Source organism: Limnohabitans sp. (assembly GCF_046052765.1).
Lineage (GTDB): Bacteria > Pseudomonadota > Gammaproteobacteria > Burkholderiales > Burkholderiaceae_C > Limnohabitans.
In genome coordinates, this window is sequence record NZ_JAVLFQ010000052.1 from 1 (window position 1) to 14676 (window position 14676).

Annotated in this window: 18 protein-coding genes; 10 read left to right on the top strand and 8 right to left on the bottom strand. The window is 55.2% G+C overall.

The genetic code is table 11. The features are described from left to right. The 3 genes from AC9UG7_RS06515 to AC9UG7_RS06525 form a co-directional block, all read right to left on the bottom strand. A partial coding sequence (locus AC9UG7_RS06515; protein ID WP_509585788.1) for an MFS transporter occupies window positions 1-476 on the bottom strand: 476 nt, incomplete at its 3' end. A 27-nt stretch (window positions 477-503) separates the two neighbouring features. Next, window positions 504-2264: an ABC transporter transmembrane domain-containing protein gene (locus tag AC9UG7_RS06520; RefSeq protein ID WP_509585790.1), complete on the bottom strand. Its 1761-nt coding sequence runs from the start codon at window positions 2262-2264 to the stop codon at window positions 504-506. Between the two features lie 61 nt (window positions 2265-2325). After that, complete coding sequence (locus AC9UG7_RS06525) at window positions 2326-2523, bottom strand: hypothetical protein (RefSeq protein WP_509585792.1); 198 nt, start codon at window positions 2521-2523, stop codon at window positions 2326-2328. Window positions 2524-2555: 32 nt separating this feature from the next. Here AC9UG7_RS06525 and AC9UG7_RS06530 point away from each other — a divergent pair, with 32 nt between their 5' ends. Genes AC9UG7_RS06530 through ccmI form a run of 10 tightly spaced genes read left to right on the top strand, consistent with a single transcriptional unit; the run spans window position 2556 to window position 10425 of the window. After that, window positions 2556-3479, top strand: a complete 924-nt coding sequence (locus AC9UG7_RS06530) for a GNAT family N-acetyltransferase (protein WP_509585794.1) — start codon at window positions 2556-2558, stop codon at window positions 3477-3479. Further along, window positions 3476-4102 carry a cytochrome c biogenesis heme-transporting ATPase CcmA gene (ccmA, locus tag AC9UG7_RS06535; RefSeq protein ID WP_509585796.1) on the top strand — a complete coding sequence of 209 codons (627 nt, stop codon included), beginning with the start codon at window positions 3476-3478 and terminating at the stop codon, window positions 4100-4102. Before AC9UG7_RS06530 ends, ccmA begins: the two co-directional genes overlap by 4 nt. Further along, window positions 4099-4764: a heme exporter protein CcmB gene (gene ccmB / locus AC9UG7_RS06540; RefSeq protein WP_509585798.1), complete on the top strand. Its 666-nt coding sequence runs from the start codon at window positions 4099-4101 to the stop codon at window positions 4762-4764. Before ccmA ends, ccmB begins: the two co-directional genes overlap by 4 nt. Window positions 4765-4768: 4 nt before the next feature. Further along, a complete protein-coding gene (ccmC, locus tag AC9UG7_RS06545; RefSeq protein WP_509585800.1) occupies window positions 4769-5518 on the top strand; it encodes a heme ABC transporter permease CcmC in 750 nt (249 codons plus the stop codon). Continuing rightward, complete coding sequence (gene ccmD, locus AC9UG7_RS06550) at window positions 5515-5685, top strand: heme exporter protein CcmD (RefSeq protein WP_509585802.1); 171 nt, start codon at window positions 5515-5517, stop codon at window positions 5683-5685. Before ccmC ends, ccmD begins: the two co-directional genes overlap by 4 nt. Continuing rightward, window positions 5682-6134: a cytochrome c maturation protein CcmE gene (gene ccmE / locus AC9UG7_RS06555; RefSeq protein ID WP_509585804.1), complete on the top strand. Its 453-nt coding sequence runs from the start codon at window positions 5682-5684 to the stop codon at window positions 6132-6134. The genes ccmD and ccmE overlap by 4 nt, the downstream gene beginning before the upstream one ends. Window positions 6135-6147: 13 nt before the next feature. Continuing rightward, window positions 6148-8106 carry a heme lyase CcmF/NrfE family subunit gene (locus tag AC9UG7_RS06560; protein ID WP_509585806.1) on the top strand — a complete coding sequence of 653 codons (1959 nt, stop codon included), beginning with the start codon at window positions 6148-6150 and terminating at the stop codon, window positions 8104-8106. Window positions 8107-8110: 4 nt separating this feature from the next. Next, entirely contained in the window at window positions 8111-8695 is a 585-nt protein-coding gene (locus AC9UG7_RS06565; protein WP_509585808.1) for a DsbE family thiol:disulfide interchange protein, read from the top strand. Next, a complete protein-coding gene (locus AC9UG7_RS06570) occupies window positions 8692-9135 on the top strand; it encodes a cytochrome c-type biogenesis protein (RefSeq protein ID WP_509585810.1) in 444 nt (147 codons plus the stop codon). The genes AC9UG7_RS06565 and AC9UG7_RS06570 overlap by 4 nt, the downstream gene beginning before the upstream one ends. Further along, a complete protein-coding gene (gene ccmI / locus AC9UG7_RS06575; protein WP_509585812.1) occupies window positions 9136-10425 on the top strand; it encodes a c-type cytochrome biogenesis protein CcmI in 1290 nt (429 codons plus the stop codon). It begins immediately after the preceding gene. A 126-nt stretch (window positions 10426-10551) separates the two neighbouring features. Here the strand turns inward: ccmI and AC9UG7_RS06580 are convergent, their stop codons facing one another. The 5 genes from AC9UG7_RS06580 to AC9UG7_RS06600 form a co-directional block, all read right to left on the bottom strand. Then, window positions 10552-11154, bottom strand: coding sequence for a response regulator transcription factor (locus AC9UG7_RS06580; protein ID WP_509585814.1), 603 nt, complete (start codon window positions 11152-11154; stop codon window positions 10552-10554). Between the two features lie 16 nt (window positions 11155-11170). Beyond that, window positions 11171-12367 (bottom strand): tryptophan--tRNA ligase, encoded by a 1197-nt coding sequence (locus AC9UG7_RS06585; RefSeq protein WP_509585912.1) that lies wholly within the window; start codon window positions 12365-12367, stop codon window positions 11171-11173. Beyond that, entirely contained in the window at window positions 12364-13044 is a 681-nt protein-coding gene (locus AC9UG7_RS06590) for a site-2 protease family protein (RefSeq protein ID WP_509585816.1), read from the bottom strand. Before AC9UG7_RS06590 ends, AC9UG7_RS06585 begins: the two co-directional genes overlap by 4 nt. 114 nt (window positions 13045-13158) lie before the next feature. Continuing rightward, the gene (locus AC9UG7_RS06595) at window positions 13159-13794 is read right to left on the bottom strand and encodes an L-threonylcarbamoyladenylate synthase (protein WP_509585818.1); all 636 of its coding nucleotides are present in this window, start codon (window positions 13792-13794) and stop codon (window positions 13159-13161) included. A gap of 24 nt (window positions 13795-13818) precedes the next feature. Next, complete coding sequence (locus AC9UG7_RS06600) at window positions 13819-14673, bottom strand: 3',5'-nucleoside bisphosphate phosphatase (RefSeq protein WP_509585820.1); 855 nt, start codon at window positions 14671-14673, stop codon at window positions 13819-13821. Window positions 14674-14676 lie beyond the last annotated feature (3 nt).

A 14676-nucleotide genomic window follows, 5' to 3' on the forward strand; every position in this document is an offset into this window, starting at 1 on the left:
GGCCACAAGGTGCCAGCCAAGTAATTGCCACTCGCACACACCGCCACGGCAATGCCGCGACGCTTGTTCCACCATTGACCGGTGTCGGCCAGCAGCGGCGCAAACGTGGACGCAATACCGAGCAAACCGAGAAGTCCTTGTGCCAACGCAAATCCGACGATGCCGCCCGACAACCCGGCCCACACAAATCCACCTGCCACACCGGCTGCGCCCACCGCCAACACGCGGGCAATGCCGAAGCGATCTGCCCAACGCCCCAGCCACATGCCGCCGAAACCAAAGCCCAACATGCACAAGGTATAGGGAATGGATGCATCTGCGCGGCTGATGCCGAACTCGGTTTGCACAGCTGGCAACACCACCGACACGGCGTACATGCCGCTGTTACCCAGCAGCATCAACAACAAGGTGGTTAAGAGCCGCCACGCGGCTTTGCGTGAATCGATGTCGTCTGCTTTGGCGTAAGTGACAGTCATTCCATGCTCAGGGTGGGTTGAAAAGAATCAACTCTGATTGAACTGCAAGGCCGCCAAACTGGCATACAAACCGCCTTTGGCGACCAACTCTGCGTGCGTGCCTTGCTCAACCAAAGTCCCGTGGTCCAACACCCAAATCACATCGGCTTGTTGCACGGTAGCCAGTCGGTGTGCGATGACCAAGGTGGTACGGCCTTGCATGGCTTTTTCCAAAGCTGCTTGCACCATGCGTTCGCTGTGCGCGTCCAACGCGCTGGTGGCTTCGTCCAACAACAACAGCGGCGGGTTTTTCAACATGGCGCGTGCTATCGCAATACGTTGGCGTTGGCCACCCGATAAACGCACGCCTTTTTCACCTAAAAACGTACCGTAGCCTTGCGGCAATTGCACGATGAATTCATCGGCAAACGCGGCTTTGGCAGCAGCTAAAACCTCGTCGTCGCTCGCACCTGGATTGCCATAACGGATATTGTCCATGGCACTGCCCGAAAAAATCACCGGCTCTTGCGGCACGATGCCTATGCGTTCGCGCAAGTCGTGCAAGCTCATCTCATTGATGGCCACGCCGTCGAGCACAATACGCCCGGCTTGCGGGTCGTAAAAACGCAGCAGCAAACCGAACAAAGTGGTTTTCCCCGCGCCGCTGGGCCCGACCACGGCCACGGTTTGACCAGGCTGAATCTCACCACTTAGACCAGCCAGCGCCAAGGTTTGCGGCCTTGACGGGTAATGAAAATCCAGCGTTTGCAATGACAACGACGAGCCTTGTTGCGGCCAGACTGCTTGCAAAGGGTTTTCGGGGGAACTGACCACAGAGCGTGTGTTGAGCAACTCCATCAAGCGCTCGGTGGCACCTGCGGCGCGCAGCAAATCGCCATATACCTCGCCAAGTACGGCAAATGCACTGGCCAGCAAAATCACATAGACCACCGTTTGGCCGAGTTCACCGGCGCTCATGCTGCCGTCGCGTACCGCCATGGTCCCTTGGTACAAGCCCCACAACAAAGCCGCGCTGCTGGCCAGAATAATGAAGCCGACCAGCACCGAACGCGCTAAAGCGCGGCGTAGCGAAGTTTTCACGGCTTGTTCAGTGGAATCGACAAAGCGCGTCGCTTCGCGTTGTTCGGCGGTATAGCTTTGCACCACAGGAATCGCGTTCAACACTTCGGCAGCCAGCGCACTCGCGTCTGCCACACGGTCTTGGCTGGCGCGTGACAGGCGGCGCACGCGTCGACCCAAAGTCACACTTGGCCAAACCACCAACACCAGCAAGCCAATGACTTGCACCATCAACATCGGGTGGTTCCACACCAGCATCAACAAGGCACCAGTACCCATCACCAAATTGCGCAAGCCCATGGACAGCGACGAGCCGACCACGGTTTGCACGAGCGTGGTGTCATTGGACAAACGTGACAAGACTTCGCCGGTTTGTGTGGTTTCGAAAAACGCCGGACTTTGTTGCAGCACATGGCCGTAAACAGCATTGCGAACATCGGCAGTGATGCGCTCACCCAGCCAAGTGACGGTGTAAAAACGCGCTGCTGAAAACAAGGCCAGCGACGCCGCCACACCAAACAGTTGCATGAATTGACCGGCAAGGCGTTCGGCGCTGCCCGGCCCGGTCAGGCCTTGGTCAATCAATTGGCGCAGCGCCCAAGGAAACGCCAGCGTGGCCCCAGCGGCCAGCAGCAAAAACAAACCGGCCAGCGCAATGCGGCCTTTGTAAGGTCTGACAAACGGCAGCAGACCCGACAGGGATTGGGGAGAGGAGGTCACAGGGTTCATGGGTTCTGAGAGAAGGGAAACACGTACAAGCTAAGATGCTTACTCGATGAACAGCAAGACATTAAAAATAACACCACACACCGGTACACACACCGGTAGCCAGTTGTATCAGGCCATCCATCAACATGCCGATGGCCAACAGGGGCAAGCCAAGGTAAATCAGTGCCCACCACACCGCCATGCCGGTCAAACGTGGTTCTGGAATGCGGTATCCCATCACGGTTTGCACCGGGTGGCGCTTGAACAATTTTTTCCACATACCTGCATGGTAACCAAAACAGGATGGCTGGCGTGAAAGTCGATTGGGGCACGCAAGACATGACGGCTTGGGACCAGGCACACGCAACTGCCGCAGCACCGTTGCAGCAGGATTGGGCGTATGGCTCCACCATGGTGTCTGTGGGTGCGCGCGTATGGCGGGCCCGCATCGAGGCTGATGGCGTCGCGGTGGCTCAGGCGCAATTCATTGTGCGTAAATTTGCAAAATATGTGTCGCTGGCTTTGTGTACACGCGGACCCTTATGGCTGCAAGAAGTGAGTGCCAAGGACAAGGCCGCCGCCTATAAAGAAATGCGCCAAACACTTCCCTTGGATGGCTTGCGCTTCATGATGGTCACCCCCAACGAAGCGCTGGATGACAAGCTCGGCTTGCCTGCGCTGCGACGCATCATGTCGGGTTACAGCACTGTGATGCTCGACATCAGTCAACCCATGGATGTACTTCGCGCACAACTCGATAAACGCTGGCGCCACCGCTTGGGTGGCGCAGAAAAATCAGAGCTCAATGTGCAACGCATGGGCACCAACCCAGGCCAATACCGTTGGCTGTTGGACGCTGAAATGCAGCAACGTGCAGACCGTGGCCTGGAAGGCTTGCCCCTGATCTGGTTCGAGCGTTATGCCGAGTCCCGCAAACAACCTTCGCGCAATTTGTTGTCTTTGCGCGCCGATGTCGGACGTGATCGCGTGGCAGGCATGATGTTTTTGATCCACGGCGAAGCCGCTACTTATCAAGTGGGCTGGACGTCTGACGTCGGACGCGATTTGCATGCACACAATCTGATGCTGTGGCGTGCCATCGAAGCATTGCGCGAACGCGGTGTGCGCAGTCTTGATTTAGGTGGCGTCAATACGCAGCGCAGTGCAGGTATCGCACGTTTCAAAATGGCCACTGGTGGTAAGGTGATACAGCTGGCTGGCAGTTACTTGTTATGAGCGATGTCGTTCTGCAAGTATTGAATGCGACATGTGAACGCGGGGGGCGTGCCTTGTTCGCACCGGTGAGTTTCACCTTGCTTGCCGGTCAGGCCATGCATTTGCAAGGCGATAACGGCGCCGGTAAAACAAGCTTACTGCGCAGCTTGTGCGGTTTATCCTCGCTTTCTCAAGGACAGTTGCTTTGGTTGGGTCAACCCGTGTCACTGGTGCGTGAAGTTTTTTGGCGCGACGTTTTTTACCTGGGTCATGCGCTGGGTTTGAAAGACGAGCTCAGTGCTTTAGAAAATTTGCAGCTATGCGCTGCCCTTGCGGGCCAATCCTTGAGTGCCAGCGATGCCGGGCAAGCCTTGGGCGAGCAAGGTTTGGGCGGGCGTATGCATTTGCCATTGCGCGTGCTGTCACAAGGGCAAAAGCGGCGAGTGGCGTTGGCCCGTTTACAAGTATCAACCGCGCGTTTATGGGTGTTAGATGAGCCGTTGGTGGCGCTGGACGCTGCGGCGCAACACGCTTTGACCGCGCTGCTTCAAACGCATATCCAACAAGGCGGCATGTTGTTGTTCACCAGCCACCAGTCATTGGATGTGGGCAACGCGATGCAGGTGTTGAGGTTGCAGCCATGAACATTTTTTTCACCTTGGTGCAACGCGATCTTCGTTTAGCCATGCGGCGCAAAGCCGAGGTGTTGAACAGCGTGTTTTTCTTTGTGGTGGTCGCCACTTTGTTTCCACTGGCTATCGGCCCCGAGCCCGCCATGCTGCGGCAAATCGGACCTGGCGTGTTATGGGTCGGAGCTTTGCTGGCCACCATGCTGGGCTTGAGCCGCATGTTTGAAGGCGATTACCGTGACGGCAGCCTTGAGCACATGCTGTTGTCCCCTCATTCCTTAGGGCTTATGGTCCTTGGGAAAATCACCGCCCATTGGCTGCTGTGCGGGGTGCCCTTGGTAATATTGGCGCCTGTACTGGGTTTGCAGTTTGACCTCAGTGAAGAAGCACTCTGGATGTTGTCCTTGTCTTTGCTGCTTGGCACACCTGTGTTGTCCTGTGTCGGTGCCATTGGTGCTGCATTGACGCTCGGTGTGCGCGGCGGCGGTATCTTGATTTCCCTGCTGGTGTTGCCCTTGTTTGTACCGGTGCTGGTGTTTGGTGCAGGTGCTGTGCAAGCGCTTGAGTCTGGTGTGGGTGCGCAAGCCCATGTGTCGATTTTGCTGGCCATGCTGCTGCCTGCACTGTTTTTCAGCCCTTGGGCTTGCAGTGCAGGTTTGCGCATCGCCTTGGAATGAATGAATGGCTATTCGCTGGTTTTATTACGCTGCACCGCCAACTTTTTACGCGCTGGCAGCCCGTTTATGGCCTTGGTTAGCCATGCTGGCCGCGGCTTTGGGTGTGGCGGGATTGTGGATAGGGTTTGCGCTGGCCCCGACTGACGCGCAACAAGGCGAGGGTTACCGCATTATTTTTGTTCATGTGCCTGCTTCTTGGATGTCCATGGTGATTTATCTGGCCATGGCTTTTTGGAGCGTGCTGGGCCTGACATTCAACACCCGTTTATCCGGCATGATGACCCGCGCACTGGCACCCACTGGAGCGATGTTTGCCTTTTTGTCATTGTGGACTGGCGCCTTGTGGGGCAAGCCCATGTGGGGCACTTGGTGGGTCTGGGATGCACGGCTCACGTCTGAGTTGATATTGTTTTTTCTCTACCTCGGTTACATGGCTTTAACATCTGCGATTGACGATGTACGCCGCGCCGACCGCGCGGGTGCGTTGATCGCGATTGTGGGCGCCATCAATGTGCCCATCATTTATTTTTCGGTCAAGTGGTGGAATACCTTGCACCAAGGTGCATCGGTGTCGCTCACGCGTTCACCCAGCATGGCGCAGTTGATGTTGTGGGGTATGTTGCTCATGGCCTTGTCTTTTTGGGCTTACACCTTGGCCATTGTTTGTTACCGGGTTCGCAGTCTGATCATCGAGCGCGAACGCCACACCGAATGGGTACAGGCTTTGCCTGAAGTCTCTGGAGTCAAAGCATGAGGTGGGAAAGCTGGTCACAGTTTTGGGACATGGGCGGCTACGGCCTGTATGTCTGGGGCAGCATGGGCGTGACGGCCGTGTTCATACTGCTTGAAATCTGGCAGGCCAGACAAGCGCATTTGAGCGCATTGGCGCTGGCCCGTGCTGAAGTGCAGGAGCCTTCATGAATTGGAGTCCGCGTCAAAAACGCTTGGGATTGATCGCTGCCGGAGTGCTGGTGTTGTCAATAGCCGCTGCTTTTGTGCTGAATGCGTTCAACAGCAACTTGGTGTTTTTCTTCACGCCCACCCAAGTGCTCAATGGTGAAGCGCCGCGCAACAAAACCTTTCGCATCGGCGGTATGGTCAAGGCCGGCAGTTTGCAACGCGACGGCACCCTGGTGTCATTTGTTGTCACCGACACCATGCACGATATGAAGGTGCATTACAGTGGCTTGTTGCCTGATTTGTTCAAAGAAGGCAAGGGCGTGGTCGCCCAAGGCAAGTTGGATGAACAAGGTGTGATGACCGCCAGCGAAGTACTGGCCAAACACGACGAAAATTACATGCCGCCCGAAGCCCAGCACGCGCTGGACAAGGCGGCCCAGGCGCGTGCCGCCCAATCTGTCAAACCTTGAAAGCAAAGTCGGAATGATTCCTGAACTCGGTCAATTTGCGTTGATTCTCGCCACCATGCTGGCGCTGTTGCTGGGCATATTGCCTTTGTGGGGTGCGGTCAATCGCAACATCGTATGGCAATCGCTGGCGCGTCCGGCTGCGTTTTTGCAGTTCGCGCTGGTGGTGTTGTCGTTTGCTTGTTTGGCAGCCTCTTTTTTGAGCAATGATTTTTCGGTCAAGTATGTGGCTGAACATTCCAACCGTTTATTACCACGCGCATACCAGTTTGCTGCAGTATGGGGCGGTCACGAAGGTTCGTTGTTGTTATGGGTGTTGATGCTGACGGGTTGGACCGCCGCCGTGGCTTTGTTCTCGCAAAGCCTGCCTTTGAACATGGTGGCGCGTGTGCTCGGCGTACTGGGTTTGGTGGCTGTGGGTTTCATGGCTTTCATCTTGATCACCTCCAACCCGTTTGACCGCTTGTTTCCGATTCCGGCTGATGGCCGTGACCTGAATCCCTTGTTGCAGGACCCGGGTTTGGTGATGCATCCCCCCATGCTGTACATGGGTTATGTGGGTATGTCAGTGGCGTTTGCTTTCGCGATTGCCGCGCTGATATCTGGTCGCTTGGATGCCGCCTGGGCGCGTTGGTCGCGTCCCTGGACTGTCATTGCGTGGTCCTTTCTCACGTTTGGTATCGGGCTGGGTTCATGGTGGGCTTATTACGAATTGGGTTGGGGCGGTTGGTGGTTTTGGGACCCGGTGGAAAACGCCTCCCTCATGCCTTGGTTGGTCGGTACCGCTCTCATTCATTCCTTGATGGTGAGTGAAAAACGCGGCAGCTTCAAGGCGTGGACTGTGTTGCTGGCCATCGCTGCTTTTTCCTTGTCGCTGCTGGGCACATTTTTGGTTCGCTCGGGCGTGCTCACATCAGTGCATGCGTTTGCAACCGACCCTGCGCGAGGCATTTTCGTGTTGTGTTTTCTCGCCATAGTCATCGGCGCATCTCTCACTTTGTTTGCTTGGCGCGCGCCTGCTGTCACGCTGGGCGGCAGCATGGGTTTGGTGTCGCGCGAATCATTTTTGCTGCTCAATAGCGTGTTGCTGGTGGTCGCCACTGGTGCTGTCTTGCTGGGCACCTTGTATCCATTGATCATTGACGCACTCAACCTAGGCAAGTTATCCGTCGGGCCGCCTTATTTCAATTTGGTGTTTGCGCCTCTCATGGTGCCCTTGTTGTTTGTGCTGGTGCCGGGCACTGTGGCGCATTGGCGTGAAGCCCGTTTGAATGACATGGTGCTGCGCTTGCGTTGGATCGCCTTGGCTGCTTTTTTGTTGGCTATCGGTTTGCCGTTCTTGTTCGGTGAATGGTCTGCTGGAACTGCGTTAGGTGTATTTCTCGGCATGTGGGTGGCTTTGGGCAGTTTGCAGCATGTGGTTGAACGCATACGCAAACCCGGACGCATAGGCGGCTCTTTCTGGGGCATGCACTTGGCGCATTTCGGCATGGCGGTGCTGGTGCTGGGTATCACCGGTGTCAAGTCGTTTGAGGTTGAGCGTGATGTGCGCATGGCCTTGGGCGACACCGTCACGATTGCACCCTACACCTTCCGTTTGGCTGATATGGTGGATGTGAAGGGACCAAATTACAAAGCCATGCAAGCCCATGTGGAAGTTTTAAAGAACGATCAAGTGATTGAAGTTTTGTACCCAGAAAAACGGCGTTATTTCTCCAGCGCTATGCCAATGACCGAAGCTGCCATTGATTCAGGCGTGCTGCGCGATTTGTATGTTTCCTTGGGCGACCCCTTGCCGGGTGACACGCCCAGTTGGAGCATGCGTGTGTATTACAAACCTTTTGTGCCTTGGTTATGGGCCGGTGTGTTGATGATGGTGCTCGGTGGTGTGCTGGCTGCACTGGACCGGCGTTACCGCCGTGGCAGCGTGTCACCGTTACAAACGGCGGGTGAGGCCTTGTCTTCTGCGTCTTGATGCCATGAACAAAAAATTCCTCATCCCTTTGGGCTTGTTTGCTGCGCTGGTGGTTTTTCTGGCGGTCGGTCTCACGCGAGACCCGCGTGAAATCCCATCGCCTTTGGTAGGTAAACCTGCGCCTGATTTCAGCCTGCCGGTGCTGGCAGGCGACAAGCCTTTCAGTCCGGCGGACATGAACGGCAAAGTCTGGTTGTTCAACGTCTGGGCGACTTGGTGTGTCGCATGCCGCGAAGAACACCCTTTGCTGGTGGAATTTTCTAAAAACAGCAAAGTGCCGGTGGTGGGTTTGAGCTACAAGGAAATTCAACCACAGGACATGGCCAACGGCCCCATGAAAGACGCCGAAAAATTGCAGTTGGCGCGAGAACGCAGTCTGCGTTTTTTACAGCGCCAAGGTAACCCCTACAGTTTGTCAGTGCTAGACCTTGATGGCCGAGTAGGCATTGACTACGGGGTGTATGGTGTGCCGGAAACTTATCTCATCGACAAGCAAGGCGTCATCCGTTACAAACGCGTCGGCCCACTCACTCCACAAATATTGCAAGACACCTTGTTACCTCTGATACAGAAATGGGAAGCTTCATGAAGTGGATGTTGGGGTTCGCCATGCTGATGGCCTGCGTTGTTCGGGCGGGCGATGCCCCGCCCATGGCAGAGGACCCGCAGGTCGAAGCACGCTTGGTGGTGATAGCCGAGGAATTGCGTTGTCTGGTTTGTCAGAATGAATCGCTGGCTTCTTCCCACGCCGAGCTGGCCGAAGATTTGCGACGCGAAGTGCGCAAGCTCATCCGTGAGGACAAATCCGATGCTGAAATCAAAACTTACCTGGTTGATCGTTACGGTGACTTTGTGTTGTACCGGCCGCAGGTCAAACCGCTGACCTGGCCGTTATGGTTTGGTCCTTTTTTGATGTTGCTGTTGGCTGTATGGGGTTTGTGGCGTTATTTGCAGTTGCGTAAAAACGCATTGCTTGCACAAGCCGAACCGCAACACGAACCGATTGTTGATACGCGCGCCAAGGATTGAATGAACAACGCACAGCTATTTCTTTTGTTGGCACTGGCCATGAGCTTGCTGGTGGCGCTGGTTCTAGGCTGGTCGGCCCACCGCGCCGCCAAAGCCATCGCCATTGGGCAAGAGCGCGACCACGTGATGTCGCACATCACCGTGTATCGCGAGCAACTTGCTGAACTTGAACGTGAACTCCACCAAGGCAGCTTGGACCAAGCAGGGTTTGATTTGTCTCACCAAGAGTTGACCCAACGCTTGATGGAAGACGCGCCTGCCAACGACTCGGCCCCAGAGACCAAGCCCGTACCTCGTGTGCGCTGGTTGATTGCCTTGATGGCGCTGCTGCTGCCATTGGCTGCGCTTGGCGTGTATTTCTTCGTCGGTACGCCGGTTGCGCTGGACCCTGCTTTGATTGCACAAGCCAATGGCGATGAGCAAATGACGCCACAAAAACTCGAAGCCATGGCAGTACAACTTAGCCAACGTCTGGAGAAGGAACCCCAAAACGCAGAAGGCTGGGTCATGTTGGGCCGCATACAACGGGCGTTGGCGCGTTACGACCAAGCAGATGCAGCGCTGCAAAAAGCGCTGGCACTGGAGCGCAACGACGATATTTTGATTGAACGCGCCGAAGTGCTGGCGCAAAAAAACGAGGGCAGTTTCAAAGGCGAACCATGGGCCATCATCAACGGGGTGCTCAAAGCCGATCCGCAAAACGGCAATGCCTTGTTGCTTGCTGGCAGTGCAGCGTTCTCTGAAGCTCGTTTCAAAGACGCACTGGCCTATTGGGAAAAAGTGCGTGGTCTGTTGCCTGCGTCTTCGCCTGATTTACCCGCACTCGCAGAGGCGATTGACAAAGCACGTGAGCATTTGGGCTTGCCGCCGCTTGCGCCTTTATCCACCGCCAACGCCCCGGCAAGCGCAGGTGTCATGGCCAAATCTGCATCCGACGGCACCGAGCGTTTGAGTGGTCAGGTGGCAATGGCGCCCGAGTTGGCAGCGCAAGTGTCACCCAAGGACACCGTGTTTATTTATGCCAATGCAGCCGACGGCCCACGCATGCCTTTGGCCATCATCCGCACCACGGTCGACAAATTGCCCTATGACTTTGTGCTCGACGACAGCTTGGCTATGAACCCGCAAATGAAACTCTCGCAGGTCAAGTCGGTGATGGTGCGCGCCCGCATCTCCAAAACTGGTAACGCCATGCCGCAAGCCGGTGACTTCGGCGCCAGCGTCGGCCCGGTCACGCCGGGCAGCCCGGACAAATTGCAGTTAACGATTTCTAAAGCCTTGACACCGTGAGCACCTTTTCATAGGACTGTTGCGACAACAGCGCTTGATGAAAACCACACCCGCGGTGAAGACCGTTTGAAAGTCAAAAAAACCGGCCTAGGCCGGTCTTTTTGGGGGAGCTGCAGGTGAAAAAGATCAACCCATCAACAAACCGTGTGTGCGTGCAAAGTGCAAGGTTTGTGTACGGCTTTTCACACCTAGGCGGCGGAACAGGCGCCACAGGTGCACCTTGACGGTGTGCTCGCTGATGTTGAGCTCTGCGGCTATGTCTCGGTTGGATAAACCGCGGTCAAGCATGAGAATGAGTTGCTTTTGGCGCTTGGACAATTTGATGTCACCAATAACCACGGCATCCGCATCCACATCATCATCATCAGACTTCAAAATATCTTGGATGGCGGTTGATATTTCAGAGGTATCGGTGGATTTCTCAATATACAGGTCGGCGCCGGCCTCCAGACAAGCGTCACGTGCTTCGCCAGATGGCATGGCAGACAACACGACCAACGGCACATCGGGATACATTTTTTTCACATCGGAGATGGCTGTCGCACCTTTGACGCCAGGCAACAGCAAATCCAATACAAACAATTCGGGTTCACCATTTTTGATGAGTGCGGCTTGTAACTCGCTGAATTTTTCCAACTCCACCACCTTGGAGGCGGGGCGAAGTCTGCGCAGCAACATACCAATCATCTGGCGAACCATCGGGTGGTCATCAATCACGTATAAGCTCATAGTTATTCTCCGGGTGTCAATAGTTCAGGCCCATGGCCTCGCGCACATCGCGCATGGTGTCTTGCGCAGTGGCACGAGCATGCTGCGTTCCAGCATCAACGATATCACGAACAAGGCGGGGGTTGGAAACAAAAGGCTCAGCCCGCTCCAGCATGGGTTGCTGCTCAGCGATGATGGCCTCGATGATCGGTTGCTTGCATTCCAAACAACCAATACCTGCGCTGGTGCATTCGGTTTTCACCCATTGACGGGTGTTTTCCGGTGAATACACCAAGTGGAATTGCCAGACCGGACAACGCTCAGGGTTGCCTGCGTCAGTCCTTTTGACCCGTGCCGGGTCGGTCGGCATGCGTTTGATTTTGGTCTCTATGCTGGCCTTGTCTTCGCGCATGGCAATGGTGTTGTGATAGCTTTTGCTCATTTTGGCGCCATCCAAACCGGGCAGTTTGCTGGCCTCGGTCAATAGGGCATGCGGTTCTGTCAACACCGATTTCCCGGTTCCTTTGAAATAGCCTTCCAAGCGTTCGCGGTCTTTGTCTGTCAATTCAGGTGCGGTGTGCAAATAACCCATGGCACCTTCGAGTGCCTTGGCGTCGCCTGTTTCTTGGAACTGCTTGCGGGACTTTTCCAAGCGTTTGACGCTGTCTTTTGGCAGTTTGGCCAGACAGACCTGCACCAAAGAGTCGAAATCTGGTTCGCGGCCATACAAATGGTTAAAGCGGCGTGCTGCTTCGCGTGTGAGTTCGACATGGCTGGCCTGGTCTTCGCCGACAGGCACATGCTTGGCTTTGTAAATCAATATATCCGCCGCTTGCAACAGGGGATAGCCCAGAAAACCATAGGTGGTCAGGTCTTTGTCCTTGAGCTTTTCTTGTTGGTCTTTGTAGGTCGGGACACGCTCCAACCAACTGATAGGCGTGCCCATGGCCAGCAGGGTGAACAACTCGGCATGCTCGGGAATGCGGCTTTGTAAAAACAGGGTGCATTTGTTGGGATCGAGTCCGGCGGCCAGCCAGTCGATCACCATTTCATACACATTTTTCTCTATCACTTCGCGGCTTTGGTAGTGCGTGGTGAGCGCATGCCAATCGGCAACAAAGTAAAAACAATCCATGTCGGATTGCAAGCGCACCCAGTTTTTCAGGGCGCCGTGGTAGTGGCCCAGATGAAGCGCGCCGGTGGGACGCATGCCAGAGAGTACGCGATCGGTCATGGGGTAGGCAATTGCAAATAATTTGCCAAGGGCTGCAGCAGCCATTGGATAGACACCATGGAAGCCGTCATGATCGGCAGCATCCACAAGGTATTGACAATACCCATCAATACCAAACCCATGACGATGAAAAACCCGTACCGCTCTACCCTGGAGTAGCTAATGGCTAAGCGCAAGGGCAGCAAGCCAACCACAATTCGACCGCCGTCCATAGGTGGCACAGGAAACAGATTGAAAGCAAACATGACCAAATTGGTCAATACACCAGCCTGCGCCATGTCAAAGAAAAAACGCTCTTCCGCGCCAAACCCATTTAAGACGTAGATGGCAATTGCCCATACCAAGGCCTGGATCAAATTGGATGCGGGACCTGCCAAAGCGACCCAGACCATGTCGCGTTTGGGATGACGCAATCTGGAAAAATCAACCGGCACAGGCTTGGCATAACCAAACAAAAAACTGCCGCTAGTGGCAACGTACAAAAGAAGCGGCATAACGATGGTGCCGATGGGGTCTATGTGTGGAAACGGGTTGATGGTCACGCGCCCCAAAGCCCAAGCCGTGTTGTCGCCAAAAAGCTTGGCGACAAGCCCGTGCGCCGCCTCATGCAAGGTAATTGCCAGTAATACCGGCAATGCATGGGTGGTGATTGTTTGAACTATTTCATTGAAAGTCACTGTTTGATTCTCTCATTAAACCTGAGACAAATAATATCGAAATAACAAATATCTGTAATATTTTTAATATAAGCTGGGAATGTACTTGCCTTATAAAGACAACCCTTGCAAGGATTAAAGTCCCAAAAGGCTTACATCGCCTGCGCCCAACCGTACCAATACCGGGTCGCCTCCTGCTCCCATGTTTGTCAAATCGACCACGCTGGTGGCCTGCATAGCGCAAGCGCCAGCATCGATGACGGCGGCAAGTTGGTGTTCAAACCGTTGGCGTATTTCCAAGGCATCGTTCATCGGTTCAGTGTCATCAGGGGGAATCAAGGTGGTGGCCAACAGCGGCGCACCGTGCAATTCGAGCAATTGCAGCAAGCACAGGTGCTCAGGCACCCGCAAGCCTATGGTTTTTCGCTGTGGGTGGGCCACGCGCCTTGGCACTTCCTTGGTCGCTTCCAAAATAAAAGTGTAGGCGCCGGGGGTGGCCGCTTTGAGCAAACGAAATTGGCGGTTGTCCACCTTGGCATACAAAGCCAATTCACTCAGGTCGCGACACAGCAGAGTGAGATGGTGTTTGTCGTCTACCCCGCGAATGCGGCGCATGTGATCGATAGCGGTTTTATCGTCCAAATGGCAAACCAAGGCGTAGCTGGAATCGGTGGGCACTGCCAGCACACGGCCTTGACTGAGCAAGGCCACGGCCTGTTTCAGCAAACGCGGTTGCGGATTGTCAGGATGAACTTGCAGCCATTGGGCCATGGATAAAAACGCACAATGCCGCGGTTATTGGATACGGTCTGCCAGCAATTCCCACACGGGGGTCAAATCTCCGGGTAGCCATGGCAGAGAGCCGAGGTCAGTGTGGCTTTCATTTGGGCTGTGGAAATCGCTGCCACGCGACGCAGCCAAGTCAAATTCACGCGCCATGTCTGCGTAGACGATGGCTTCTTGCGCCGAATGGCTACCAGTCACCACTTCGACCGCCTGACCCCCATGGTTTTTGAATTCGGTGAACAAGGCAAATTCTTCGGTCGGCGTAAAGCCATAACGTGCCGGATGGGCAATGACGGCAACGCCTTGGCATTCGCGAATCCAACGGATCGCGTCTCCAAGAGAGGCCCAGCGGTGAGGCACAAAACCAGGTTTGCCCTCGGTGAGAAAACGCCGAAACACTTCGTGCGTGTCTTTACAGACGCCGGTTTCCACCAAAAAGCGTGCGAAGTGGGTGCGTGAAATCAAATCCGGGTTACCGGCGTAGGTCAGTGCGCCTTCAAAGCCGCCGTGTATGCCGACCTTGGCCAGTCCTGCGGCCATGTCTTTGGCACGTTCATGTCGGCCACCGCGCGTGGTTTTCAGGCCTTCAACCAAGCGCGGGTCTTCGGTATCAAAACCCAGGCCGACAATATGCACGGTGTGGCCTGCGAAAGAAACAGAAATTTCGGTGCCGCTTAAATAGCCCATGCCTAAAGCCTTGGCGGCGGCGGCGGCGCGGCGTTGGCCACCAATTTCGTCATGGTCGGTGAGTGACCAAAGTTCAACCCCGTTGGCATGCGCACGGGCAGCCAGTGCTTCGGGCGTGAGGGTACCGTCAGAGATGACGGAGTGGCAATGCAAATCGGCGTTAAGAATGTTCACCATTCG